Below are 25,223 nucleotides of genomic sequence, written 5' to 3'. Positions count from 1 at the left end.
ATTATTAACAACCTAAAATTATATAAATATGTATCCAGAAGAATTGGTTATGCCAATGAAGGCAGAACTTACTGATAAAGGTTTCCAGGACGTAACTTCTGCTGAAGCTGTAAATGAGGCTTTGGCAAAACCCGGAACCACTTTGCTTATGATTAACTCCGTATGCGGCTGTGCGGCAGGTGCTGCCAGGCCGGGTGCTGTTTTCTCACTAACCGGTGACAAAAAGCCTGATCACTTGGTTACTGTTTTTGCAGGTTTTGATGGTGAAGCTGTCGCCGAAGCCAGAAAACACCTGGCGCCGTTCCCTCCCAGCTCACCGTGCATCGCGCTTTTCAAGGATGGTGAATTGGTACACATGCTGGAGCGTCACCACATTGAAGGTAACCCTGCAGGTGCAATTGCAGCAAATCTTCAGTCGGCTTACGACGAGTACTGCTAAAACCGAAAAGTTTACGACAGGACCGCTGCTGAATTTCAGCCGCGGTTTTTTTTGTGCATTAATGTTTTAGCCTGTTTTTTTTTACCTGCATTTTCCGGAAATCAGTTATATTTGAAGATGGCAACCAAAGCACTGTTCAATTCTGTCGTAAACTGGTTTATCAAACAAAGGATAGATCAGATTGAAAACTTTATCAAAAATCCCATCGAGACGCAGAATGGTGTCCTTTTTTCGCAGCTTTTCCATGCCGAAAACACGGAATACGGCCAGATCCACGGTTTCAGTTCCATCAGTTCGTATAATGATTTTAAGGATCGTGTGCCGGTGGTGGCTTATGAGGACTTTGAACCTTATATTGAACGCGCAAGAAAAGGTGAAAAAGATGTTTTCTGGCCGGGGCAGATTAAGCAGTTTGCAAAATCCTCGGGTACCACCAATGCCAAAAGCAAATTCATACCTATTTCCGACGAAAGTCTTGATCAATGTCATTTCAAGGCAGGTAAAGACCTGCTTTCCATCTATGCGAACAACCATCCCGATAATACGCTTTTCCTTAACAAAAACCTGAGGCTGGGTGGCAGTGCCGAGCTCTACCAGGATTTTAACACGAAGTTTGGTGACCTTTCGGCTATTATGATCGAGAATCTTCCGTTTTGGGTTGAAATTACGACTACACCCAGCAAGAAGACCTCACTCATGTCCGAATGGGAAAGTAAACTGAAGGCAATTGTAACGGAGGTGAGAAATGAAGACGTGGGAAGTCTTACCGGTGTGCCCAGCTGGATGCTGGTATTGCTGCAGCGTATATTGGCAGATACCGGACTGCGCAGTATAAGCGAACTGTGGCCCAATCTGGAAGTGTTTTTCCATGGAGGCATCAGCTTTAAACCCTATCGAGAGCAGTACCGCAGTATAATTGGCAAAGACATTAATTATTACGAAATTTATAATGCCTCAGAGGGTTTTTTCGGCATCCAGGACCAGTCCGGCAGTGATGAGATGCTGCTGATGCTTGATTACGGAATCTTCTATGAATTCATACCCATGGATAGATTTAACCCCGATGACCTGCAGGCAATTCCTTTGGAACAGGTGGAAATAGGTAAGAATTACGCAATCGTAATCACTACCAACGGAGGGCTATGGCGTTACCTCATTGGGGATACAGTGAAATTTACCTCCCTGAGTCCGTTCAGGATTAAAATTTCCGGCCGTACCAAGCATTATATCAATGCTTTTGGCGAAGAACTCATGATTGATAATGTAGAGGCTGCACTTGAAAAGGCCTGCGAAGCTACGCAAGCATCAGTGTCTGATTACACCGGGGCACCGGTTTTCATGAAAGACGGCCAAAGTGGGGCTCATGAGTGGATCTTTGAATTCTGCAACGCTCCGAGGGATATGGACCTCTTTAGAGAAGTTTTTGATAATCATCTGAAATCAATCAACTCTGATTATGAAGCCAAGCGATATAATAATATGACCCTTAGCAAACCAATTATCCACGTTGCCAGACCGAAACTTTTCTACAGCTGGATGTCCGAAAGGGGTAAATTGGGCGGACAGAACAAAGTACCCCGGTTAAGCAATGACCGGGAGTATATTGAACCGCTTCTCAGGCTGAACGCAGCAGATTAGTTGTTCTTAAGGTCTGCCTCTGCTTTTTCGGCAGAGCGTTCTACCTTTTCAGCACCTTTTTTCGTGGCTACTTTCACATCTTCACCGGCCTTTTGCAGTTCGGTACCGGCTTTATCGGCTGCCTTTTCTATTTTCTCGCCGGCTATGTTAAGTTTTTCCTTAGCGGTCTCCAGGGTGTTGGTAATGGCAACGGTATCCAGTCCGGTCGTTTCTTCATTCTCAACCACTGTGGTAGTTACAGTGCCGTCGGGATTTTCTATTGTTTCCGTCTTCGTTTCAGACTTTGTGCAGGCGGTTAAGACGAGCGAAATAGTTCCCGTAATCATCAGCTTTTTCATAGTATTTGTCATTTGGTTAAATTAATATCATGGATTTTGTTGAGATGTTTTCTCTGAAGATGCAGACATATCCGGACCGGTTTCCGTCCGGATTGTCACATCCGCTTTATTCGCGGTCTCCTTCTCATCCTTCTGTAAGTCGGCTGCTGAATCTGTACTTCGGATCACAGACTGCCGCATCCCTGCAGCCACTGCGGCCGAAGTTGCTCCGGGCGAAAACGAGTCAATAGGCACGGTGTCATACTCTGCGTGCACATCCTCATCCACCGCTGCAGCACGGCTCACGGATTTTTTTTCAGAACAGGATATCATTAATAAAACGTAAATAAAAATGAACTTTTTCATCTTTTACTCAATTTTAAATTCAGCAATCACTGGAAAGTGGTCAGATATTTTTACATTCCGTTCCACACGGAAGCTTATGGCCTTTATGCTTTCAGATGTAAAAATATAATCAATCCTTATCGGCACTTTATAGTCATGGAAACTCGTAGCAGAACCCCTGCCAACTTCCACAAAAGCATCTTTCAAATCGCCCAACAGCGTATAATATTCATACGAATTAGGTACTGCATTAAAATCTCCTGCCAAAATTACAGGATAAGGTGATTTTCGCACGGCATCAGCAATAAGATCCACTTCATCTTCGTGAATTCTGAAGGTTGGAATAAGGCGCTTAAGTATATATTTTGCCTTGCTTCTGTTTTTTTCCAGATCCTCTGCGGGGCGCACTTTGTTTTTGTCAAAGAAGAAAGGAGTTAGATAAACATTTATGACGCGGATCACTTTGCCCTGATGTTTGATGTCTGCATAAAAAGAATAGCCATCTTCCCCAAAGAGTGGTCCCTGTGCGATAATTTCCGTAGCCGAGGATGTAGAGACTACCCAATAATCTCTTGATTTGTGGGCGAGACCTATCATATTCTGTACTTCACCAGGGTCCTGAAGAATCATCAGGTGCGCACCGGTTTCGTTCAGATAGTCAGCAGCGGCCATTTCGCCAAGTTTTCCGGTTTTCAGATTGGCCGAAACGACCTTCAAAGTGGGGATGTCTGCTGATTGGGGATTGTAGTTCAGCCACCTGCGGACGGGATTCAGGAATAGAATTGACACGGCCAGAAAGAGCACGGCCTGCTTCTTCCATAAAAATATCCAAAAGAGGCACAATAAAAGATGTACGGCAAACAGGCCCGGGAACGCAAGAGAAAGCAGGTTCAGTCCCGGAAGCACCGACGGCGGAATATAGGCATTCAGCAATGTGGCGGCTAACAGCATCACAACGGCCGTATGCGCAAGCACAAAAAATTTGCGGACGATCATTCTTAAAATCTGTCGAAGCGGTTTTGATTGCTTTTCCAGTTCCGTATCCAGAGAAATCCGATCAGAGCTCCGCCCAGGTGCGCGAAGTGCGCAATATTATCACCTTCAAACTGGCTGAAACCCAAATACAGGGAGCCCGCAATGACTATGGGCAATAACACTTTCGCTTTTATAGGTACCGGAATGAACATCAACATCAGTTCGGCATTCGGAAAGAGGATCGCAAATGCGGTAATCACCCCAAAAATGGCTCCGGAAGCGCCTACCATAGGAGTTACAAGCAACTGAAACAGCTGTTTACCATCCGGATTCAGGGAATTGTAAAAGGCGTTATTAATATTGAAGATATCGGCATTGGCAAAAACCGCCGCGGGATTGACATTCGTAGCTGTAAGTTCGCGCGCAAGCTGCATGATCTGGAAATAATTCCACAAATTGTAGATTACAAAGGAGCCCAGACCACAAACAAGGTAGAATATTATGAATTTACGCTGACCCAGGATTTTCTCGAGTACAGGTCCGAAACTGAACAGGGTAAACATGTTGAAGAGCAGGTGCATCCAGCCACCGTGGGTAAACATATGGGTGATGATCTGCCAGCTTTTGAAACTTTCGGACATCGGGTAATAGGCTGCCAGATAATAAAGCAGGTTAGGATATATATAGTAGGTCAGGATAAACAGGACCGCGTTAATTATGATAATGGCCTTAACCAGTGGGGTGATCTCTCTGAACATAATTTCTTAAAATTTATTTTTCAAATCCTCCAGCGGAAGCTCCACATAACAGCATTTCCCATCCGGGAGATACGCCGGAAATCCAAGCTGCGAAAAATCGCGGATTACCTGCTCCGCGTCATTTTTATAAATGAAGTCAAAACGGGACTTACTCTGCATCTTACTCCATTTGCCGTTATAGAACTCCATGAACTGATCTTCGGTACGGTATTCCATGATTTCAAAAAGTTCCTCAATAAACTTCACGACCTGAGTTTCTTTCAAGCCGGTAGGAACAGCGTGTACACGAAGTACGTTCTCGTGTGCAACCTTGATGTCAAATCCGAGTTCGGGCAGGAATTTCTTTATTGATTTGTATTTGTTTTTTTCGATTTCATTCATGTGGTACTCCAGGGAGAACAGAAGAGAATGGGAAACCTGTTCCTTTTTTCTGTTCCGGTTTTGCTCGGTCACCACCAGTCGGTGCATCCTGCCTAAATCTAGCATCAGTGTCTTTTCGCCTTTATTAAGCAGCCAGTAACCGTTTGGAAGCCGCATCAAATCTTCGTCAAAATCTTCATCTTCAAACAGATTGATCTTAGACGGTGCCGCTTCAATGGTATGATGGTACATCTGCGCCAGGTTCTGTATCTCTTCACTTTTCACCTGTGTCTCGTCGCGGAAGGGATTGTAATTGCGGTCTACCTGGATCTCCGGCATCCGGAAACCGATGTCGCTACCCTGTTTTGGAGTACTGAAAAAGTCCATCTGCGGGTCACGGTCAAAATCCAGGCTGGGAGCGATATTATAAATACCCAATGCTTTCTTTACCGTGGAACGGACGAGGGCAAAGATTACATGTTCATCCTCAAATTTTACTTCTGTTTTTTGTGGATGAATATTAACGTCAATCTTCTCCGGATCCAACTCCAGGTAGAGGAAGAATGTAGGAATCAGACCGGGCAGTAAAAGTCCTTCAAAAGCTTCCTGAACGGCCTTGTTTAAATAGGGACTGCGGAAAAACCTGCCGTTCACAAAGAAAAACTGTTCACCGCGTACTTTCTTCGCACCCTCAGGCTTGGCCACAAAACCGTCCAGTTTCACCCAACCCAGATCTTCCTTTACCGGAATCAGGAGTGGATGCAGTTTACGGCCGAAGATTTCCACAATACGCTGCATCTGCGAACCTTTGCGTAAGCGGAACACCGGGTCATCGTCGTGGAAAAGTGAAAATTCAATATGCTCATGTGCCAGTGCCACGCGGTGGAATTCATCCATGATGTGACGGAACTCCACATTATTGTTCTTAAGGAACTTCCGGCGCGCGGGAACGTTGTAGAACAGGTTTTTTACACAGAAATTAGAGCCGGCCACGGTTTGTACAGGTTCCTGAAACTGCAGGCCGCCACCCTCGATATAGATGTTGGTCCCTACGGTGGCGCCTTCTTTTTTTGTTTTGAGTTCCACCTGGGCTACGGCGGCTATTGAAGCCAAAGCCTCGCCGCGGAAGCCTTTGGTTGAAATCTTAAATATATCTTCAGTCGTCCTAATCTTGGAGGTGGCATGTCTTTCAAACGCCATACGTGCATCAGTTTCAGACATTCCTGCACCGTCATCAACCACCTGTATCAGGTTTCGGCCGGCTTCACGGACAATGAGTTCAATTTTGGAAGCACCGGCATCAATTGCATTTTCCAGCAGCTCCTTTACAATGGAGGCCGGTCTCTGTACCACTTCACCTGCCGCAATCTGGTTGGCAACGTGATCCGGTAAAAGCTGTATGATATCTGACATTTTAAGGTGCTTAATTGGCAAAAATAATCAATTGTAAAGGAAAACGCATGCAAAAGGTCCGCAGTTGGCATAACTTCAGCGCATGTCCGGAAGCGAGACTTTAGGAAATGGAGGATGGTGGTTCATCCGCACCTGAGTTTTACAGAAATTTATCAGGGATAATTACCCTGTACCTAATTTAAAGCTTGTTCAGTATCTGCTGGATATGGATTTCCTGCAGGCAGGCATAGTCGCCGCGGAAACATTCCCGGTCTCCAAAGACAGAACAGGGTCTGCAGGTTAGGTCTTTAACCTGAACAATGTCGTCTTCACTCTGACCGTATCCCAGAAAGCCGGCAAAATGGTGCGTAGATCCCCAAACCGATATGCACCGTGTTCCGGCCAGGCTGGCCAGATGCATATTTGCTGAATCCATTGAGATCATGACGTCAAGACAGGATATTTTTTCCAGTTCCTGACTAAGCGTGAGGCTACCAGCCAAACTTCTTGTATTGGGAATCTGTTTTTCCCACTTGCTCAAAGTTTCAGTCTCATCCTTTCCGCCGCCAAAAAAATAGACTTCATATTTCTTTGCCAGAAGCCGGGCCAGTTCATAAGATTTGTCCAGTGGCAGCATCTTCCCTTTATGCTGTGCAAAAGGGGCAAAACCAACACCCGACCGGGGCTTGCTGTCCGTCCTCAGTTTATGTGAAAGAGTCAGGCCGAAACCCAGTTCTCTGAAAACATCCGCATAACGTTCTACTGTACTTCGCAACTGCTGTTTTTCCAGGTTCCAGATGTCAGTAAGTATTTCCTTTTCTTCCTTACCCTTATTAATTACTGCAACGTTAAAACCTTTTCTAGCAAATTTCCTGTCAAGGATTTTGGTACGTATCACATCATGCAAATCCGCAATATGCGTTGGGCTGAATTCCCTTATAAGCTGTGTCGCAAGTCGCTGCATGCCAAAGAATCCTTTAAAATCGTCAAGATTTACTCCTTTGAAAAATAAGTTGGGAATACCGCCGAACAGAGGTTTGAAATGTTCCCGGGAGACCATTACCAAACGTACGTCCGGATTTTGCTCTACAAACTCACGGATTACGATGGCGGCCATTGCCACATCGCCAAATGCAGAAAACCGGTATGCAAGAACGGTACTCACGATTTCAGTTGATATGCGACAGCGTAAAATTTAATTTGCTTGGTCATAGCCATCAGCCCGTTGGCGCGTGAGGGCGAAAGAAACTCCTGCAGTCCGATCTTTGAGATAAAATCAAAATCAGAAGCCAGGATTTCTTCAGTAGTGTGTCCGCTGTAGATGGAAGTAAGCAGTGCTACAATCCCTTTGGGCAGAATTCCGTCGGAGTCCGCGTTGAAAAACAGTTTTCCGTCACGGAAACTGGCGTCTATCCAAACTTTGGACTGACAGCCTTTAATGAGATTTTCATCAGTCTTCTTATCTTCGGGAAAGCTGTTGAGCTGTTTCCCCAGGTCAATCAGGTATTCGTATTTTTGCTCCCAGTCTTCCAGAAATTCAAACTCATCAATCAGCTCCTGCTGTTTCTCTTTAATTGTCATAGTGCAAAATTAGCGAAAGTTTTCCTTTCGCACTTTTTCGAAAAGAGTCAGGATCTGATGCTCCTCGTTCTCCCAGTTCAGGTGTTCTGCCGCCTTCTCAAGCTCAGGCTGATAATATGATCTTCCTTTCTCCAGGACGGTTTTTATCTTGGCCGCCAGGTTTTCAGGATCATGATTTTGCACCACCTCACCCACTTTAAAATCATTATATACTTTCATCATTTCAGGGAAGTTGATCATAACAACCGGAACCCGCGATTGTATATAATCGGCCACTTTGTTAGGCAGCGAATAAAGGTAACTTACTCCGCCGTTTTCCTCCAGGCTCAGGCCAACGTCTGCGGTACGGGTGAGTTTGCGCAGGTCGTCCGGATGAAGTTTGCCGGCAAAATGAACCCGGTCTTTCAGTCCTTCATCAACCGAAAGTTTTTCATATTGGGTACGCATCGGTCCGTCACCTGCAATGACCAGCTTGGCACCGTTTATATAGTGCATAGCCCTTATTGCGCTGGGTATTCCACGTGACTGATTTACAGCACCCTGATATATTATGATCTTTGTTTGATTTTCGGGGAGGGTAATTTGTTCTTTGATGATACGGGGTATGTTGCGTACCACAACAGGATGTACACCGTATTCCCTGGTAAACCATTCCGCATAGCTCTCACTTTCCGTCATCATATATCTGAGGCCGGGTACGAGTCTTCTTTCAAGGAATTTCCACACCTTCTGCGTCCAGCGGCCTTTGATGGCGGGCATCTCAGTGAAAATTTCATGACTGTCAAAGACCAGCGGGATCTTATATTTCCGGGCAATGATCATATTGGGTAAAAGCGAGTCCAGGTCATTTGCCAACAAAACCGTTTCCCTGTCTGTTTTTCTGTCCAGTTCCTTATAGAGTTTCCACATAAACTCGGGGTAAGCAAACCGGAGAACACGGGATCTTATGCGAATCCGAGAAAACGGATAAGGCCTATGCATCTCTTCTGCGCCGCCCCAGTCGTTACCAATCAGCTGAATACCGTGCCCATTCTCATAAAGTGTGCGGCAAACCTTTTCAATCCGCTGATCTGTATAGAGACTGCTGAACGCCGAAACCAGAATTTTCATGAAGGCGTTTTTTCATTTCTGACCAGATGATACACCTGTATAAAACACAAAATTGCATTGGGAATGATTATGGGCCACAGCATACCGCTGAAAATGCCGTAAACGACAAAGAGGATACAGCCTATCATATTAACAAAGCGGATTTTCCTTACATCTTTCAGTATGAAACTTAAAACGATAAAGACCGAGGCTGCATACCCGCAATAACTGGCGATTTCTGGGCTCATAAAAATTGATTTTGGACCGCAAATCTAATCATTTCCAGTAAGATATTGAAAATGGGCCTGCCAGAAAGTCATTATTTGAATTTTGGTAAAGTATTTGTAACTTAGAGTGTAACTAAGGCCGGAATTCGCCGCCTTATTTTTAAACGAGAACCTAATTATGGATTATAAATTTTCAGATGGTTTGGACAAAGTTTTCAAACACAGCAAAAGCGAGGCTCGACGGCTGAAAAGTGAATTCCTGAACACTGAACATCTGCTTCTGGGAATCATAAAAACCGAAAATTCCGCGCGTGAAATTCTGCAGAACCTTAATGCAGACCTAACTCAGATCCGCAGAAAGATTGAAACAATGAGCGTTTCGGGAGTAAATGTGCTGAATGATGAAATTCCGAATATATCATTTACCAAACTGGCAGATCAGGCGGTAAAGCGTTCTGAATTGGAGTGCCGTCAGTATAAAAGTTCCGAAATCAATACAGTGCACCTGCTTCTGGGTATACTTTATAAGTTTGAAGACCCGACTTCCAGCATTTTGAGTGCTTACGATGTTGATTACGAAGGTGTATCACGTGAATATCAGCTGATGCTTAAGAATTCTGGGGAAACTCCGAAGATGAGTGCTTACGACGATGATGACGAGAGGGAAGAGTATGGCCAGATGCGCAAGCCGGGTGCCAGTCTGGGCGCCGGTAAAAGTAAAACTCCAACACTTGATAATTTCGGCAGGGATCTCACCACGCTGGCAAAAGACGGTAAGCTGGATCCCGTAATAGGACGCGAAAAGGAAATCGAAAGAGTTTCGCAAATCCTGTCGCGCCGCAAAAAGAACAACCCGCTTCTTATAGGTGAACCCGGGGTGGGAAAGTCCGCCATTGCTGAGGGCTTGGCACTACGTATTCACCAGAAGAAAGTTTCCCGCGTTTTATACGGTAAACGGGTAATTACTTTAGACTTAGCCAGTTTGGTGGCGGGTACAAAGTACCGTGGTCAGTTTGAGGAAAGAATGAAGGCAATAATGACTGAGCTGGAGAAAAACCGCGATGTCATACTGTTCATTGATGAACTTCACACTATCGTTGGAGCAGGAAGCTCTACAGGCAGCCTCGATGCATCAAATATGTTTAAGCCTGCTCTCGCACGGGGAGAGATCCAGTGCATAGGCGCTACAACCCTGGATGAATACCGTCAGTATATTGAAAAGGACGGTGCTTTAGAGCGCAGGTTCCAAAAGGTGATGGTTGAACCCACATCAATTGATGAGACAATACAGATCCTTAAGCAGATTAAGGACAAATATGAAGACCATCATAATGTTACCTATACAGACGAAGCTATTACTGCCTGTGTTAATCTGACTTCTAGATACATTACAGACCGTTTCCTGCCGGATAAAGCAATTGATGCGATGGATGAAGCGGGCTCCCGTGTCTATATCAAGAACATGAAGGTTCCTACTGAAATCATTGTCAATGAAAAGAAAATAGAGGAAATAAAAACTAAAAAGCAGCAGGCTGTAAAAGCCCAGGATTATCTTGAAGCACGTAAACTTAAAGATGAAGAGGAAAGGCTTACCCGTGAACTAGCCGCAGCTCAGGAGCAGTGGGATAAGGATGTGAAGGAAAAGAAAGAAGTTGTTAGCGAGGAAAGTGTGGCGGAGGTCGTTTCCATGATGAGTGGTATACCTGTAACCAAGGTAGGTAAAAATGAACTGGACAAGCTGGCGCAGATGGATGATAAACTGAACGGCAAGGTGATCGGTCAGGAAGATGCTGTGAAAAAGGTGGTGAAAGCCATTCAAAGAAACCGTGCCGGTCTTAAAGATCCTAACCGACCTATTGGTACGTTTATCTTCCTGGGAACCACCGGCGTTGGTAAGACAGAACTGGCGAAAGTGATGGCCCGTGAACTCTTTGACAGCGATGATGCGCTTATCCGTATCGACATGAGCGAATATATGGAGAAGTTCGCTGTTTCCAGGCTGGTAGGTGCGCCTCCGGGATATGTAGGATACGAAGAAGGAGGGCAGCTCACTGAAGCCGTCCGGAGAAAGCCTTACGCAGTACTGCTTTTGGACGAAATTGAAAAAGCGCATCCTGATGTATTCAATATACTTCTTCAGATTCTGGACGAAGGACACATTACCGACAGTTTGGGCCGTAAGATCGATTTCCGTAATACGATAATCATCCTTACATCTAATATCGGAACCCGGGACCTTAAGGATTTTGGAGATGGAGTAGGATTCGGCACAACAGCCAAAAAATCATCTTCGGACGCACGTGCCAGAGCAACTATTGAAAATGCGCTGAAGAAGGCTTTCGCACCGGAATTCCTGAACAGAATTGATGACATCATCATCTTTAACTCACTTTCCAAAGAAGACATTAAACAGATTATCAATCTGGAACTTTCCAAACTGTACGCGAGACTTGAAAAACTGGGCTATTCTGTAGAACTGACTGAAGAAGCTCAGGATTTTATTGCCGAAAAAGGTTGGGACAAAGACTTTGGTGCACGTCCGCTGAAGAGAGCTATTCAGAAATATATTGAAGATCTTATAGCTGAAATGCTTGTAAATAAGCAGATCTCCGAGGGTCAGAACATTGTGTTAAAACTGAATGAGGAAAAAGATGGGCTGGAGAAGGAAGTGGCTCCTAAAACAAAGAAAGAAAAAGCCTGATAGCTGAATTTATTAAACCGGGGACCGCAGAAATGCGGTCTTTTTTATAGCGTGTTACCGCGCAGGCTCAGGAAATAAGTGTACTGTCAATGACGCTGATGCACAGCATAAATCCTTGGAACGCGTACAATCATTCCTAAAACCTTAATTTTGCAAAAATTTACTTAATAATGAAGATTGTAGTTGGACTTTCCGGCGGAGTGGATTCTTCAGTAGCTGCGTACCTTTTGCAGCAACAGGGTCACGAGGTGATCGCTCTCTTTATGCGGAACTGGAACGACGCTTCTGTCACATTAGAGGACGAATGCCCCTGGGTGGAGGACAGCAATGATGCCCTTATGGTAGCTCAAAAACTGGGAATTCCTTTTCAGGTGATTGATATGAGCGACCTTTATAAAGAAAGAATCGTGGATTATATGTTTGCCGAATATCAGAACGGGCGTACACCCAATCCGGATATTCTGTGCAACCGTGAGGTTAAGTTTGATGTTTTCCTGGAAACTGCGCTGTCTCTGGGTGCTGATAAGGTAGCCACAGGACACTACGCCCGTGTTGATTCGTTTGAAAATGAAAGCGGTGATACCACCTACCGTTTAATGGCGGGTAAGGATAATAATAAGGACCAGTCGTATTTCCTGTGCCAGCTTAGCCAGGAGCAGCTGTCAAAAGCCCTGTTCCCCATTGGCGAACTTACAAAGCCGGAGGTTCGTGCGATTGCGAAGGAAATAGGACTTGTTACTGCAGAAAAGAAAGATTCCCAGGGACTTTGCTTCATAGGTAAAGTTAGTCTTCCAACTTTCCTTCAGCAGCAGTTGGTGCCGAAAGAAGGCGAGATTGTTGAAATATTCAATGATTTTCCCGCTTTTCACGAGGAAATCCCGGAATTTAACTCCAAGCAGGAGGAGTTGGAGTTCCTGTCAGCCAAAATAAAATACAGTAAAGAGGGCGGTAAAGTGATTGGGACCCACCAGGGCGCACAGTTCTTCACGATTGGCCAAAGCAAGGGTTTGGGAATAGGTGGGCACAAAGAGAGCTGCTTTATTATTTCCAGGGATATGGAACACAATATCATTTACGTGGGTGAAGGCCGTAACTTTCCAGGCCTTTTCAGAAAGGCGCTTAAGATTGATAATGCTGATGTTCACTGGGTTCGCGAAGATTTAAGGCTGGAAAACGGCGGATCAATGCCGGTGCAGGCCCGAATCAGATACAGGCAGGGCTTGGAAGAAGCGGTCTTGTATCAGTTTGAGGACGGCCTCTACATCGAGTTTGCTGGACCGCAGTCCGCTATTGCGGAGGGTCAGTTTGCAGCTTGGTACAACGGTGAAGAACTGCTGGGGAGCGGTGTGATATCTTAAATACCTCAGTTAATTACAGAATTCAGAGTGAAACTTTCATATTGGCCATTTGACGTTGATTACTCATTTAAATAGTACTAAATTTACGGTAAAAATTTCTGCAATGACTAAAACGACATTCTCCGTAGCCGCTGTGCTGGCTTTAATGCTCACTTCCTGTGCTACAACCAAGACGTATACAATTGAATCAAAAAGCAACTCCGAGGTTCAGGGAACCGCAATGTTTACCCAAAAAGGGGGTTCAGTAGAACTGGATATGAATGTGCTGAAACTGAAACCCAACGGCATACATGCGGCACACATTCATGAAAACGGAGACTGCAGTGCTGCGGATGGGAGTTCAGCCGGTGGACACTGGAATCCGACTTCACACGACCACGGTAAATGGGGTATGGGCGAACACCATATCGGCGACCTGGGAAATCTGAAAGCGGATGGTAACGGTACTTCAAGACTGGTGATGAAAACGGACAAATGGTGTCTGGGTTGTAGTGATCCTGCAAAAAACCTCTACGGAAAATCAATTATCATTCATGCCCAGGCCGATGATTTCAAAACCCAACCTACCGGAAACGCAGGGGGAAGAATAGGGTGCGTGGAAATAAAATAATGCAAATATTTATAGAACAAAAAAATCGTCATTGGAAAATGACGATTTTTTTGTTTACGATTGATGGCTGTTAAATCATTTCAGAAATTACATTGACGGCTTCTTCCAGATAAACATCTTTGGAAAGCATCTTTTTCCAGTTCTCAGTCTTTTTCCTGAAGACTTCATCTGTCTTTTCCCGCTGCACTTCCTGAGGATAAATGGAAAACACCAGTCCGTTATTGAATTTATCCAGTTTCTCAAATTTCCTGATTTCATCTTTTCGCTGTTTCATCAGTGCGAAAAACTTGGTTTGGTTCACCGTAATACTCTCTTCCTTACCCATTTTTTCCTTCCACTGTGCAGATTCAAGCAATAACTGATAATTGGAGTTTACGCTCATTCGCTGCGCGCTGTTTTGCTGCATTTTCGGAATATTGATGCCGTTTACTTTATTGAAAGCTACCTGAGGAATTTTGTCCCAGGCCAACGCATAATCGTCATAGCGTTCTCCAATTTCGGAAAATGTGAAGAAGTCCTTCATCTTTATATCCGATTCAATACCTTTCTTCTGTGTGGATTCGCCGGTAATACGGTAGAACTTCTGAATGGTGAGTTTCAGCGAACCGAAATCATCATTGGTATTCAGGAAACGGTTCAGGTCCACAAACGTCTGTACAGTTCCTTTACCAAAGGATTGGGGAGAGCCCAGCACTACCGCGCGGCCGTAATCCTGCATGGCTCCTGCCAGAATTTCGGAAGCAGAGGCAGAAAGTTCATTCTGCATGATTGCCAGTGGTCCGGTCCAGATTGGTGCATTGGTTTTATTTCTAAGAGTCTGAATCTTACCCTGTCCATCCTTAACCTGCACATAAGGCCCGGCATTCATGAAAAGCCCCATGATGTCGCCCACTTCAGTCAGTGACCCACCGCCATTATTCCGCAAATCCAGAATAATTCCCTGTACATTCTGCGCTTTCAGCTTGATGATCTCATTCTTAATATCGTCAGAGGCATTACGGCCATCTTCCTTGTCAAACTCGGCATTGAATCCCGGAAGGTTAATGAATCCGAATTTCTTGCCGTCTTTAGAATTTATGATGATGCTTCGGGCATAAGTATCCTCCATGGCCACTTCCTCACGTATCATTGTGACTTCCTTCACAGTTTTATCTTTCTTCTCAACGGTTAAAGTTACTGCTGTGCCTTCCTTGCCGCGAATAAGCCTTACCGCCTCATCAGACAGCATGCCTACCACATTGACGGCCTCCTTGTTTGGCAGTGATTTTACTTTAAGAATTTTGTCGCCTTCGGAAAGCTGTTTGGATTTCCAGGCAGGTGCTCCAACAGTAAGTGCTCCCAGAAATAGGTTTCCTTTTCTCTCCTGGATAATGGCTCCGATGCCTATCACTTTGCCGGTGAAGTTTACATCAAAATCTTCTTTATCCCGGGGTGAAAAATAATTGGTATGCGGATCGAAAACCTCAGAATAAGCATTCATATAGACCGTAAACCAGTCCATTTTCTTTCTTTTCTTAAAACGTGTAAAGGTTTCTCCCATAAGATCCTTCACCTCACCTGTCGCTTTAGTCAGTTTTTGCTCGGGGGTCAGAATTTCCAGTTTTATGGTATCCTTAAGACCGAATTTCTGAACACTGTCCTTCTTTTTACGCTGGCTTTCTTCCCTGCTGTTCAGCGTTTCCATTTCCTGAAGGATATTGTACTTGATGAATTTCTTCCATTCATTATACTGCTCCTCGCGGTTAACCGGTGCTTTTTTAATTTTGTGTTCCAGGATAAGCACTTCATCCTCATTCAGATTTATAGGCTTGCTGAAGATTTCCTGCGTGATCTTGTCTATCTCGTCAACACGCTGATAAAGCCTGTCCACAGTAAGTTTGTAGAAGGTAAGGTCACCTCGGTTCAGATAATCATCAAGTTTAGTACGGTGTTTGCTGAATTCAGCCATATCGGACTGCAGGAAATACCTCTTGCCGAAATCTACCATCTCAAAATATTTATCGTATACCTCCTGGGAATACGCATCGTTAATTGGTTTCGGACTGTAATGAAGATAAGAGAGCGTGTTTTTCACGCTAACCATGATGGTCTGCATCTTTTCGTCGTCATTCTGGGCTGCATTGAAACAGAACATCAGACTCATTAAAGGAACAAATAAAAGTAATTTATTTAGTTTGGACTTTTTAAACATACTGTAAACTTATACTGTTATTAGTTAAAATATAGCCGTGGTTGTTACATGGCTCGTCAGAACTTCAAATTTAATACCTAATTGCAAGATAACGGGGTTTTTTAATTATTTTTGTTAAAAATAGAAAGGAATATGCAGAGACCTCAGATATTAGTCACCAATGATGATGGCATAACCGCTCCGGGTGTTCGGAATCTGGTTGAATTTATGAATGAAATAGGAGATGTGACTGTGGTTGCACCTAACTCTCCACAAAGTGGCAAAGGTCACGCTATCACCATTAATTCTACCCTAACATTTGAGGAAATACAGCTGGAAGGCCCACAAAGGGATTTTTCACTGAGCGGTACTCCGGTGGACTGTGTAAAATTTGCCCTGGACAAGATATTAACTCGTCGCCCGGACATTGTTGTCTCAGGAATTAACCACGGAGCCAATTCATCCATCAACGTCATCTACTCAGGTACCATGTCTGCAGCGGTAGAAGCGGGAGTCGAAGGCTTGCAGGCAATAGGTTTCTCGCTGCTGGACTTCAGCTGGGACGCCGATTTCAGCCAGGCCAAGGAGTATATACAGCAAATAGTTACCAGGACTCTGGAAAACCCAATGCCTAAAGGAGTGGTTCTTAATGTGAATATTCCTAAACTAAACAAAGACAAGATCAAGGGAATCCGTGTTTGCCGTCAGGCAGTAGCTAAATGGGAAGAAAATTTTGATGAAAGAATCAATCCGCACGGCAAGAAGTATTACTGGCTGACAGGTTATTTCAACAATATGGACTCGGGCGCCGATGCAGATGAGAATGCGCTCGCTGAAGGTTATATATCGGTCGTGCCGGTGAAGTTTGACCTTACCGCACACGAGCATATGATCAGCCTCGGTGAAATACTGAATTCAGAAGCTAACGTGTCTTAGACTTAATCCTTACAAACTGAATGTCATACGGCACCGTGAGTGCCAGATGAATCAGCACGGCGGGAAGAGGTGATTCAAACCAAATAGCCATTGCGCAAAGCAAGATACCAAAGGGAATGCAGGACAGCATCTCCCTTTTTCCGTTTACAGCATGCAGAAGAACATATAAAACAACATTTAATGCGACGGCGTTAAAGGTTCCCAACCGGTCCATGCAGAAAAACAGAAAAAATCCCCTGAACCATATCTCATAAGTGGCTATAAAGGCAATCCGCACTGTAAAATACAGGAGAAGGAACCCGCTGCTCAGGAGTTTCGGATGAACAGAAACCTTATTTTGCTGAAGGTCTTTTTCAGCAATAAAATAGGCGAAACAGGACGTAAGCAAGACAAGTGCGGCAAGCAACAGCCATTTTGAGGTGGCTGCGTTTACCAGAAACATTTCTGGCAGGGGAAAATAAAGCAGTGGCAGAAGTCCGAACGTCAGGATTCCTGTCACATTCAGCAAAATAAGCAGTGAAGGACTTCCCACAGCGGTTTCCGGGTTAAGCAGGCGAAGTGAATTTCTTCTGTATGCAACCAGAAGGACAGCAGTGAATACGGCGATGCTGACAATGAAGGGTTCCATGAGCACAAATTTCCGCAAATATAGATGCTTCCAACCTAATCAAGCTGATTTGAAATAATAGTTGAGTCCGCAAATAAATTTTCTTAACTTCACTCTACTAAATAAAGTACTCATGTCCAGGAATTTAAGCGCACTTTCAGGCCGTAAAGGACTTCAGCGGAATTTGTTTGAACAAATGGGACTGGCAGCGATAGCCGCTGACGGTACGCCGGCTCCTGAAGCTCTTGCCTGGTTGGCAGATGAATTTCTTATCGGCGATGCGAATACCTACGGCAGCATCACAGCTTATGATTTTATGAAACCTGAAAACAGGGGAAAGCAAATCTACATCTGCAATGGTTCCGCCTGCCTCTGTGCCGGTACACAGGAAAAGGTTAACGAAATAGTGAAACAGCATTTTGAGGAGTCTGCGATAGGCCATATGACCTGTTTGGGTCGCTGCCACGAAAATTCCTCTTTCCATTATCAGGGAAAAAATTACTCAGGTAACAGTATTGACCAACTGGAAAATCTTCTTAAAAAAGAAGAAGTGGTTCAGAACGGACATTATGGAGTTTCTGCCGGTTACCCGCTCCTCACGGAATCTTTTAATGATGTGAAGGAATTTAAAGCACTGCTTTACACTGCTTTGCAAAGTGGTCCTGAGAAACTCCTGGATGAAATAAAAATTTCTCAGATTCGCGGCAGGGGTGGCGCCGGTTTTCCTATGGGAATAAAATGGGAAGGTTGCCGTAATGAAATTTCAGACGAAAAATTCATCATTTGTAATGCCGATGAGGGAGATCCGGGTGCGTTTTCAGACCGCTATCTTTTGGAGGAGAAGCCTTTGTCCGTGCTTTTCGGTATGCTGATAGCCGGTATCTGCACGGGTGCAAATTGGGGCGTCCTCTTTATCCGTGCGGAATATCCTGAGGCTGTACATACAGTTGAAGAGACAATCCGGCAGCTATTAGCAAATAAACTGATAGGAGAAGATATTCTAGGTTCAGGTTTTACTTTTAATTTTAAGGTAATAAAAGCACAGGGTGCCTACATTTGTGGCGAGGAAACCGCGCTTATAAACGCCATAGAAGGGCAGCGCCCCGAAGTACGTACAAGACCCCCGTTCCCTACCCAACAAGGGCTTTTCCTTAAGCCCACTGTGGTGAATAATGTAGAAACACTGGCAGCCGCCAAATGGATTGTAGAGAACGGAGGATCTGCATATGCCCGATTGGGAACCGAAAAATCAAGAGGTACCAAACTGGTGTCTCTGGACGGAATCTTCAACAGACCGGGGATTGTAGAGGTTGAAATGGGTACACCGCTGCAGAAAGTTATTTATGAATTGGGTGGTGGCTTCCGCAAGCCGGTTAAGGCGCTTCACATTGGAGGGCCCTTGGGTGGCATTGTACCTGTAGAGAAAATTTCGTCACTTACGGTGGATTTTGAATCTTTTGCGGCAGAAGGTTTTCTATTAGGCCATGCATCTATAGTCTGTATACCTTCGGATTTTCCCATGATAAAATATCTGGAACATCTTTTCCAGTTTGCGGCTTTTGAAAGCTGCGGAAAATGTTTCCCCTGCCGTTTGGGCACTAAACGCGCGCATGAGATGCTGCACGCGGCAGCCCATGATATGAAGACAGTAAACAGGGAACTTTTTATGGATTTGCTGAACACCCTGCAGCAGGGTTCATTATGTGCACATGGCGGCGGAATTCCTCTGCCGGCACGAAATGCACTTATGTATTTTGTGGATGAGCTGAACCTGCATTTCAATTAATATCTCCAGAATGATGGAAAACATTGCCTATATCAATAACCAGCCATTTGAATTCTATCCCGGCGAAACCATGCTTACCTTCATACGGAGGCATAAAGGGCAGCATTCAGTTCCCACGCTTTGTGATGCACCTAATCTGGAGCCCTTTGGCTCCTGCAGGGTTTGCTGCGTTGATGTGGCGCTGGAACGGGACGGGAAAACAAAAGCGATGGCTTCCTGCCACTCACCAATGGCGAAAAACCTTTTTATTTACCCGGAATCGCCTAATATCCAGAGTCTAAGAAAAAACATCCTTGAACTGGTACTTTCGGATCTGCCGCCTGACCGACGTTTCAGTAAAAGTACCCAGCCTTCGGAGTTTGACCGTGTGGTTCAGAATATCGGTATAAAGGGTGTCAGATATGAAACATCAGGTAAAGATTATTTCTTACCGGATACAAGCCATCCTTATATGCGGTCGGACCTGAATAACTGCATCAACTGTTTCCGCTGCGTTCGCGCCTGCGATGAGGTTCAGGGCCAGATGGTACTCAATATGGCCGGCAGGGGATATGAAGCACATATCATCAAAGGGATGGACGTTAGTTTTATGGAATCAGACTGCGTAAGCTGTGGCGCCTGCTCACAAACCTGTCCTACCGATGCCATCACCGATATTTTCCAACTGTCTGAAACTGTTCCTGAAAAGATAACAAGAACTGTCTGTACCTACTGCGGGGTGGGTTGTAACCTCAATGTCGCAAGCCGGGGTAATGAAATAATTTCTATAACAAGTCCCTATGATGCTGAAGCCAATTTGGGTCATACCTGTCTGAAAGGCCGCTATGCCTTTAAATTTTACAATCATCCGGACCGGCTTCGCAGCCCCATGATCAGGAGAAACGGTCAGTTCGAGGAGGTTAGTTGGGATGAGGCCTACTCATTTATAGTTGAGAATTTCAAAAAAATACTCCTAAATGACGGACCGGATTCCATTGCCGGCATATCATCGGCACGCACCCCCAACGAAGAGAATTATCTGATGCAGAAATTCATGCGTGCAGTTATTGGTACTAATAATATAGACTGTTGTGCCCGGGTTTGCCATTCGCCAACAGCTTTGGGTATGCAGCGGGCCTTTGGAACCGGAGCTGCCACCAATTCCATAGATGATTTGGCCTACACGGACTGTATCCTGGTGATCGGTGCCAATCCTACTGTTGCGCATCCTGTAACAGGTGCCCGGATCAAGCAAAGAATGATGAAGGGAGTAACTGGCATCGTGATCGATCCCAGGAAAATAGAGTTGGCCAAATTCGCAAAATATCACCTTCAGCTCAGACCGGGTACAAACGTCGCCTTGCTCAACATGATGTTGTACTATATTATTAGTGAAGGATTGGAGGATCAGGAATTCATACGTAACAGAACAGAGGGTTATGAGGAAATGAAAGGCGAAGTCCTGAAACTGGATATTGATGAACTGGAGCGCATCACAGGTGTTGATAAAAAGCTGGTCCGGGAAGCCTCAGTTGCATACGCTGCGGCAGGGGCCGCCATGGAATTTCATGGTTTGGGTGTTACTGAGCAGATGCAGGGAACATTTACAGTACAGCTTATTGCAGATCTTGCGATGATCACAGGCAATATCGGAAAAAAGGGCGCCGGCGTAAATCCTCTGCGCGGGCAGAATAATGTTCAGGGTGCTGCAGATATGGGTTGCCAGCCTCACCAGGGTGCCGGCTATCTGGATGTAACCGATCCCGAAATTAATGAAAGATACAGTCTTTTTTACGGCCGTAACCTGCCAATGCATATTGGCTACAAGATTCCCGAAATGTTTGATGCAGCTATTGCAGGAAAATTAAAGGCGCTTTGGCTCATTGGTGAAGATGTCGTGCAGACGGACCCCAACACGAAGAAGGTGATCAATGCACTGGACAGTCTGGAAATGCTCATCGTGCAGGAGCTTTTCATGACAGAAACTGCGCGTCATGCCACAGTAATCCTGCCCGGGACTTCGTTCCTGGAAAAAGAAGGCACATTTACAAACGGCGAGCGACGAATCCAGCGCGTACAAAGAGTAGTACAGCCATTGCAAGGAACAAAGACCGACGGTCAAATTATAGTTGATATAATGAACTTAATGGGTTATCCCCAGCCGGATTATAGTGCGGGCGTAATGTTGCAGGAGATTTCCCAGATCGTTCCCTTCTTTGCAGGCGTAAAATGGACCGAACTGGGAAACAGCGGAAAACAGTGGCCGGTGGCGCCGGATGGCACTGATACCAAACTTTTGCATGTGGAAAAATTTAACCGCGGCCTGGGAAAATTTACCTTCATCAATTTTAAAGAATCCAATGAAATCGAAAATTACGGTAAGGACTATCCCTACATAATCACCACCAACCGTGAGTTGGAACATTATAACTGTGGTGCAATGACGCGCCGTACCGGCAATGTAGAAATTCTTACTGAAGATCTTTTGCTCATTAACCCGGAAGATGCGGCCAGGGAAAAAATTCAGAACGGCGATTTTGTGTGTGTGGAGTCTCCGCGTGGAAAAGTAGACATCAAAGCCAGAATAACGGAGGAAATGAAACCGGGAATATTGAGTTCAACCTTTCATTTCCCTGAGGTTATGCTGAACATCATCACCTCGGACGAACATTGTTCCGAAGCGATGTGTCCAGAATATAAAGTGGTGAGCTGCCGGATAAGGAAAAGCAAAGGAAAGTATAAGAAGATGATGGACGCGCAGGAAAAACGTTGACGTTATCGTGAAAGGGTATAGGAACAGATTTTGCCGCACTTTCCGTAATATATACAAGTTTGAATAATATTCTTCAACATATAACAGAATTTGCAGACAGAGCTCATGGTGAACAACTCCGCAAATACGCACCGGACAGATATATTGTTCATCCGATAAGGGTAATGGAAACTTTAAAAATATATACCTCTGATATTTCTGTTCTTGCTGCTGCACTGCTGCATGATGTGTTGGAAGATACTCCGGTTACCGCCGGGGAAATGCGAAAGTTCCTGAATATATACCTGAATGAAGACGAGACAGAAAGAACGGTGGATCTGGTGATCGAGCTGACGGATGTTTATATTAAAAAGAACTATCCACTTTTGAACCGTCGAACCCGTAAAGAAAAAGAACTGCAGCGGTTAATACGCATATCGCCTGACGCGCAGACAATAAAGTATGCCGACATTATGGATAATGCGCAGGAAATTTCTGCCGGGGACGGCGATTTTGCACGCGTTTATCTGCGTGAAGTACGTCAAATACTCCTCAAACTTAACCGTGGAAACAGCGAATTAAGGGAGAAAGCTTTGATGGTGGTAGATGCGGCGCTTGTGGCCTTGAAATCCAAATGACTGTCAATCATAAAATGGCAACGAATGAGAATTGAAAATGATATAAAACTTGGTTTTAAGGATGTGATGATCCGGCCAAAACGTTCTACATTAAAGTCACGCGCCGAAGTGGATTTAACAAGAAAATTTATCTTCAGGAACTCGCAGAAAGAGTGGAACGGTATACCGCTTATCGCAGCGAATATGGATACGGTGGGCACATTTGAAATGGCTGCCGCACTGGCAAGAGATGGATGGATGACCGCTGTTCATAAACATTACTCGCTGCAGGAATGGGATCAATTTCTCAGTACTCCTACAGATGGAATTTACGAACATATTGCAGTGAGCACAGGTACAGGTAAAGAAGATGAGCAAAAAATCAAAAACCTCTTTCAACACCACTCGCGGCTGCAGTTTCTGTGTATTGATGTGGCAAATGGTTATTCGGAATATTTTGTAGAATTTGTTCAGAAAATGAGACATCATTTTCCAGCTAAAACGATTATGGCGGGAAATGTGGTGACGGGCGAAATGGTGGAAGAGTTGATTCTCGCCGGTGCAGACATTATTAAGGTCGGTATTGGTCCCGGCTCCGTATGCACCACCCGAATAAAAACAGGTGTGGGATATCCGCAACTTTCTGCTATCGTTGAGTGTGCTGATGCCGCACACGGTTTGGGCGGACATATTATTTCGGATGGAGGCTGCAGAGTTCCCGGCGATGTGGCCAAAGCCTTTGGTGGCGGAGCCGATTTTGTGATGCTTGGCGGCATGCTGGCCGGACATGCCGAAAGCGGTGGTGAGATTGTTGAGGTTGACGGTAAAAAATTCCGCCAGTTTTATGGTATGAGCTCAAAGACCGCTATGGACAAACATGCTGGTGGTGTCGCAGGATATCGTGCCTCCGAAGGCAAGACTGTCCAGGTGCCCTACCGTGGTGCCGTAGCAGAAACCGTTCGGGATATCCTGGGCGGCGTGCGTTCTGCGTGTACCTATGTAGGTGCGTCAAAACTTAAAGAGCTTTCCAAACGAACCACATTTATCCGTGTGGCCGAACAGCATAATGAGGTTTTCGGTGACTGATAATCTGTATTTATAATTTGCACTCTTCGCCTATCACAAGAACCATATTTTTACCCAAAGAACATATAGGCCAAAATAACAGATGTAGTAATACCCACCAGGTCAGCCAGCAGCATGGCTCCAACCGTATATCTTGTGTTGCGGATATTTACCGCTCCATAATATACCGCGATTACATAAAATGTAGTGTCTGAACTTCCCTGAAGAATACCCGCTAAACGTGAGGGGAAGGAGTCCGCGCCGAAGGTGGCCATAGTATCTACCATCATACCGCGTGCTCCCGACCCCGACAGAGGTTTGATGAGCGCAGTCGGAAGTCCGTCCACAAACCTTGTATCGGTGCCTGCAGCCGCAGCCAGCCACTTCATTCCGTCTATGATCCCCTCGAACACACCGGAAGTTCTGAGCATGGAAATTGCGATAAGCATCCCAACCAGGTAAGGAATGATTTTCACGCAGGTCCAGAAACCTTCTTTTGCCCCTTCAATAAAAGCATCAAAAACATTAATTTTCTTATAAATCCCGCCCAGAACAATAGCGAAGAAGATAAGCAGGATAATTCCGTTGCTCAGCACTTTGGAGAAACTGGCAAGTTCGGACTGGTTAAGGCGTAGCAGGAATACGACCAGAGCAGCAATTACCGCTGAGATCCCACCGATATACGCCAGTATTACAGGCTGAAACAGATTTATTCTCTGCTTAACGGATACGATGATCATAGCGGCCATTGTAGCGGCAAATGTAGCAATAAGGCATGGCAGGAAGATATCAGTTGGGTTCTGAGCATTCATCGAGGCCCTGATGGCAATAATCGATACCGGAATAAGCGTTAGGCCACTTGCATGAAGACACAGAAACATGATCTGCGCATTGGATGCCCGCTCAGCAGATGGGTTAAGGGTCTGCAGGCTTTCCATGGCTTTCAGTCCAAAAGGGGTGGCGGCATTATCCAGACCCAGGAGATTAGCGCTGAAATTCAGCATCATATGTCCGAATGAGGGGTGGTTTTTAGGAACTTCAGGAAACAGTCTGGAAAAAAACGGCTGTATCATCCTGGAAAGCAGGTTGATGCCGCCGGCCTTTTCAGCAATACTCATAAAACCCATAAACAGGGTCATAATCCCGATAAGCCCTATGCAGATTTTTACTGCCGTTTCGGAAGTGCCGATTACGCCGTCCGTAGCCTGTACGCGGTAGACCTGAACATTCTGTTTCAGGCTGTCCGTTTTATAGGAAATATGCTGCTCTTCGTAGAGATCGGTTTTTTTCAGTGCCTCCTGCACCGTTGGCGTCATGCTGGCAAGCGGCTGCTGTGCAATTTGCACAGTGTCTCCGCCCTTTCCCACAACCATGTCATTATAAATATCGCCGTAGGCCGGGAAAAAAAGATACTTTATGCTCGCTACTAAGATGGCAACAATGATGAAGGCTGACCATATTCTGCTTAAAACCATTCTTCTGAAAATTTCGTTAAAAATAGGCCTTTTCGGAAAACAATGT

22 protein-coding genes are annotated in these 25,223 nt (G+C 45.1%); 10 read left to right on the top strand and 12 right to left on the bottom strand.

Annotated elements, in window-relative coordinates:
* Positions 1-28: 28 nt before the first annotated feature.
* Both F7R58_RS12305 and F7R58_RS12300 read left to right on the top strand, forming a co-directional pair.
* Positions 29-439: a BrxA/BrxB family bacilliredoxin gene (locus F7R58_RS12305; RefSeq protein WP_158065202.1), complete on the top strand. Its 411-nt coding sequence runs from the start codon at positions 29-31 to the stop codon at positions 437-439.
* A gap of 117 nt (positions 440-556) precedes the next feature.
* Positions 557-2,077, top strand: coding sequence for a GH3 auxin-responsive promoter family protein (locus tag F7R58_RS12300; RefSeq protein WP_158065201.1), 1,521 nt, complete (start codon positions 557-559; stop codon positions 2,075-2,077).
* On the opposite strand, the gene F7R58_RS12295 is transcribed toward F7R58_RS12300, so the two are convergent.
* From F7R58_RS12295 to F7R58_RS12255, 9 genes are all read right to left on the bottom strand, one after another.
* Positions 2,074-2,427, bottom strand: coding sequence for a hypothetical protein (locus F7R58_RS12295; protein ID WP_229723819.1), 354 nt, complete (start codon positions 2,425-2,427; stop codon positions 2,074-2,076). The two genes, F7R58_RS12300 and F7R58_RS12295, sit on opposite strands and share 4 nt — an antisense overlap.
* 15 nt (positions 2,428-2,442) lie before the next feature.
* Positions 2,443-2,760, bottom strand: coding sequence for a hypothetical protein (locus F7R58_RS12290; protein ID WP_158065199.1), 318 nt, complete (start codon positions 2,758-2,760; stop codon positions 2,443-2,445).
* A gap of 3 nt (positions 2,761-2,763) precedes the next feature.
* Positions 2,764-3,735: an endonuclease/exonuclease/phosphatase family protein gene (locus F7R58_RS12285; RefSeq protein ID WP_158065198.1), complete on the bottom strand. Its 972-nt coding sequence runs from the start codon at positions 3,733-3,735 to the stop codon at positions 2,764-2,766.
* 2 nt (positions 3,736-3,737) lie between these two features.
* Positions 3,738-4,472 (bottom strand): rhomboid family intramembrane serine protease, encoded by a 735-nt coding sequence (locus F7R58_RS12280; protein WP_187695239.1) that lies wholly within the window; start codon positions 4,470-4,472, stop codon positions 3,738-3,740.
* 6 nt (positions 4,473-4,478) lie between these two features.
* Positions 4,479-6,245 (bottom strand): DNA mismatch repair endonuclease MutL, encoded by a 1,767-nt coding sequence (mutL, locus tag F7R58_RS12275; protein ID WP_158065196.1) that lies wholly within the window; start codon positions 6,243-6,245, stop codon positions 4,479-4,481.
* A gap of 178 nt (positions 6,246-6,423) precedes the next feature.
* The gene (locus F7R58_RS12270; RefSeq protein WP_229723818.1) at positions 6,424-7,389 is read right to left on the bottom strand and encodes a glycosyltransferase family 9 protein; all 966 of its coding nucleotides are present in this window, start codon (positions 7,387-7,389) and stop codon (positions 6,424-6,426) included.
* A complete protein-coding gene (locus tag F7R58_RS12265) occupies positions 7,386-7,805 on the bottom strand; it encodes a SufE family protein (RefSeq protein WP_158065195.1) in 420 nt (139 codons plus the stop codon). The genes F7R58_RS12270 and F7R58_RS12265 overlap by 4 nt, the downstream gene beginning before the upstream one ends.
* Positions 7,806-7,814: 9 nt before the next feature.
* On the bottom strand, positions 7,815-8,915 hold the full coding sequence (locus F7R58_RS12260; RefSeq protein WP_158065194.1) for a glycosyltransferase: 1,101 nt from the start codon (positions 8,913-8,915) through the stop codon (positions 7,815-7,817).
* Positions 8,912-9,142: a uroporphyrinogen decarboxylase gene (locus F7R58_RS12255; protein WP_158065193.1), complete on the bottom strand. Its 231-nt coding sequence runs from the start codon at positions 9,140-9,142 to the stop codon at positions 8,912-8,914. The genes F7R58_RS12260 and F7R58_RS12255 overlap by 4 nt, the downstream gene beginning before the upstream one ends.
* A gap of 157 nt (positions 9,143-9,299) precedes the next feature.
* On the opposite strand from F7R58_RS12255, the gene F7R58_RS12250 reads away from it, so the two are divergent.
* From F7R58_RS12250 to F7R58_RS12240, 3 genes are all read left to right on the top strand, one after another.
* Positions 9,300-11,822, top strand: coding sequence for an ATP-dependent Clp protease ATP-binding subunit (locus F7R58_RS12250; RefSeq protein ID WP_158065192.1), 2,523 nt, complete (start codon positions 9,300-9,302; stop codon positions 11,820-11,822).
* A 170-nt stretch (positions 11,823-11,992) separates the two neighbouring features.
* The gene (gene mnmA, locus F7R58_RS12245) at positions 11,993-13,180 is read left to right on the top strand and encodes a tRNA 2-thiouridine(34) synthase MnmA (RefSeq protein WP_158065191.1); all 1,188 of its coding nucleotides are present in this window, start codon (positions 11,993-11,995) and stop codon (positions 13,178-13,180) included.
* A gap of 103 nt (positions 13,181-13,283) precedes the next feature.
* Positions 13,284-13,790, top strand: a complete 507-nt coding sequence (locus F7R58_RS12240) for a superoxide dismutase family protein (protein WP_158065190.1) — start codon at positions 13,284-13,286, stop codon at positions 13,788-13,790.
* A 70-nt stretch (positions 13,791-13,860) separates the two neighbouring features.
* Here F7R58_RS12240 and F7R58_RS12235 read toward each other — a convergent pair whose 3' ends face one another.
* The gene (locus tag F7R58_RS12235; RefSeq protein WP_158065189.1) at positions 13,861-15,981 is read right to left on the bottom strand and encodes a carboxy terminal-processing peptidase; all 2,121 of its coding nucleotides are present in this window, start codon (positions 15,979-15,981) and stop codon (positions 13,861-13,863) included.
* A gap of 132 nt (positions 15,982-16,113) precedes the next feature.
* Here F7R58_RS12235 and surE point away from each other — a divergent pair, with 132 nt between their 5' ends.
* A complete protein-coding gene (surE, locus tag F7R58_RS12230; RefSeq protein WP_158065188.1) occupies positions 16,114-16,896 on the top strand; it encodes a 5'/3'-nucleotidase SurE in 783 nt (260 codons plus the stop codon).
* Here the strand turns inward: surE and F7R58_RS12225 are convergent.
* Positions 16,883-17,524: a CPBP family intramembrane glutamic endopeptidase gene (locus F7R58_RS12225; RefSeq protein ID WP_158065187.1), complete on the bottom strand. Its 642-nt coding sequence runs from the start codon at positions 17,522-17,524 to the stop codon at positions 16,883-16,885. The two genes, surE and F7R58_RS12225, sit on opposite strands and share 14 nt — an antisense overlap.
* 112 nt (positions 17,525-17,636) lie before the next feature.
* On the opposite strand from F7R58_RS12225, the gene F7R58_RS12220 reads away from it, so the two are divergent.
* The 4 genes from F7R58_RS12220 to F7R58_RS12205 are packed head-to-tail and all read left to right on the top strand — an operon-like array spanning position 17,637 to position 23,723.
* Complete coding sequence (locus F7R58_RS12220) at positions 17,637-19,289, top strand: NADH-ubiquinone oxidoreductase-F iron-sulfur binding region domain-containing protein (RefSeq protein ID WP_158065186.1); 1,653 nt, start codon at positions 17,637-17,639, stop codon at positions 19,287-19,289.
* Positions 19,290-19,299: 10 nt separating this feature from the next.
* Positions 19,300-22,041, top strand: a complete 2,742-nt coding sequence (gene fdhF / locus F7R58_RS12215; protein ID WP_158065185.1) for a formate dehydrogenase subunit alpha — start codon at positions 19,300-19,302, stop codon at positions 22,039-22,041.
* 59 nt (positions 22,042-22,100) lie between these two features.
* Positions 22,101-22,658: an HD domain-containing protein gene (locus F7R58_RS12210; protein ID WP_158065184.1), complete on the top strand. Its 558-nt coding sequence runs from the start codon at positions 22,101-22,103 to the stop codon at positions 22,656-22,658.
* A gap of 24 nt (positions 22,659-22,682) precedes the next feature.
* On the top strand, positions 22,683-23,723 hold the full coding sequence (locus F7R58_RS12205) for a GMP reductase (protein WP_158065183.1): 1,041 nt from the start codon (positions 22,683-22,685) through the stop codon (positions 23,721-23,723).
* 50 nt (positions 23,724-23,773) lie between these two features.
* On the opposite strand, the gene F7R58_RS12200 is transcribed toward F7R58_RS12205, so the two are convergent.
* Positions 23,774-25,177, bottom strand: a complete 1,404-nt coding sequence (locus F7R58_RS12200) for a nucleoside recognition domain-containing protein (protein WP_158065182.1) — start codon at positions 25,175-25,177, stop codon at positions 23,774-23,776.
* Positions 25,178-25,223 lie beyond the last annotated feature (46 nt).

Source organism: Chryseobacterium sp. (genome assembly GCF_008831505.1).
Lineage (GTDB): Bacteria > Bacteroidota > Bacteroidia > Flavobacteriales > Weeksellaceae > Marnyiella.
The sequence above is the reverse complement of the archived record's forward strand: the minus strand, read 5'-3'. Positions and strand labels throughout refer to the sequence as shown.

Bases quoted from the DNA above. Each gene is read 5' to 3' on its own strand.
- F7R58_RS12295 (WP_229723819.1), bottom strand. From the start codon at position 2,427: ATGACAAATACTATGAAAAAGCTGATGATTACGGGAACTATTTCGCTC.
- F7R58_RS12225 (WP_158065187.1), bottom strand. From the start codon at position 17,524: ATGGAACCCTTCATTGTCAGCATCGCCGTATTCACTGCTGTCCTTCTG.
- F7R58_RS12255 (WP_158065193.1), bottom strand. From the start codon at position 9,142: ATGAGCCCAGAAATCGCCAGTTATTGCGGGTATGCAGCCTCGGTCTTT.
- mnmA (WP_158065191.1), top strand. From the start codon at position 11,993: ATGAAGATTGTAGTTGGACTTTCCGGCGGAGTGGATTCTTCAGTAGCT.
- F7R58_RS12280 (WP_187695239.1), bottom strand. From the start codon at position 4,472: ATGTTCAGAGAGATCACCCCACTGGTTAAGGCCATTATCATAATTAAC.
- F7R58_RS12200 (WP_158065182.1), bottom strand. From the start codon at position 25,177: ATGGTTTTAAGCAGAATATGGTCAGCCTTCATCATTGTTGCCATCTTA.
- fdhF (WP_158065185.1), top strand. From the start codon at position 19,300: ATGATGGAAAACATTGCCTATATCAATAACCAGCCATTTGAATTCTAT.
- F7R58_RS12260 (WP_158065194.1), bottom strand. From the start codon at position 8,915: ATGAAAATTCTGGTTTCGGCGTTCAGCAGTCTCTATACAGATCAGCGG.
- F7R58_RS12250 (WP_158065192.1), top strand. From the start codon at position 9,300: ATGGATTATAAATTTTCAGATGGTTTGGACAAAGTTTTCAAACACAGC.
- mutL (WP_158065196.1), bottom strand. From the start codon at position 6,245: ATGTCAGATATCATACAGCTTTTACCGGATCACGTTGCCAACCAGATT.
- F7R58_RS12305 (WP_158065202.1), top strand. From the start codon at position 29: ATGTATCCAGAAGAATTGGTTATGCCAATGAAGGCAGAACTTACTGAT.
- F7R58_RS12205 (WP_158065183.1), top strand. From the start codon at position 22,683: ATGAGAATTGAAAATGATATAAAACTTGGTTTTAAGGATGTGATGATC.
- surE (WP_158065188.1), top strand. From the start codon at position 16,114: ATGCAGAGACCTCAGATATTAGTCACCAATGATGATGGCATAACCGCT.
- F7R58_RS12300 (WP_158065201.1), top strand. From the start codon at position 557: ATGGCAACCAAAGCACTGTTCAATTCTGTCGTAAACTGGTTTATCAAA.
- F7R58_RS12235 (WP_158065189.1), bottom strand. From the start codon at position 15,981: ATGTTTAAAAAGTCCAAACTAAATAAATTACTTTTATTTGTTCCTTTA.
- F7R58_RS12240 (WP_158065190.1), top strand. From the start codon at position 13,284: ATGACTAAAACGACATTCTCCGTAGCCGCTGTGCTGGCTTTAATGCTC.
- F7R58_RS12220 (WP_158065186.1), top strand. From the start codon at position 17,637: ATGTCCAGGAATTTAAGCGCACTTTCAGGCCGTAAAGGACTTCAGCGG.
- F7R58_RS12290 (WP_158065199.1), bottom strand. From the start codon at position 2,760: ATGAAAAAGTTCATTTTTATTTACGTTTTATTAATGATATCCTGTTCT.
- F7R58_RS12285 (WP_158065198.1), bottom strand. From the start codon at position 3,735: ATGATCGTCCGCAAATTTTTTGTGCTTGCGCATACGGCCGTTGTGATG.
- F7R58_RS12265 (WP_158065195.1), bottom strand. From the start codon at position 7,805: ATGACAATTAAAGAGAAACAGCAGGAGCTGATTGATGAGTTTGAATTT.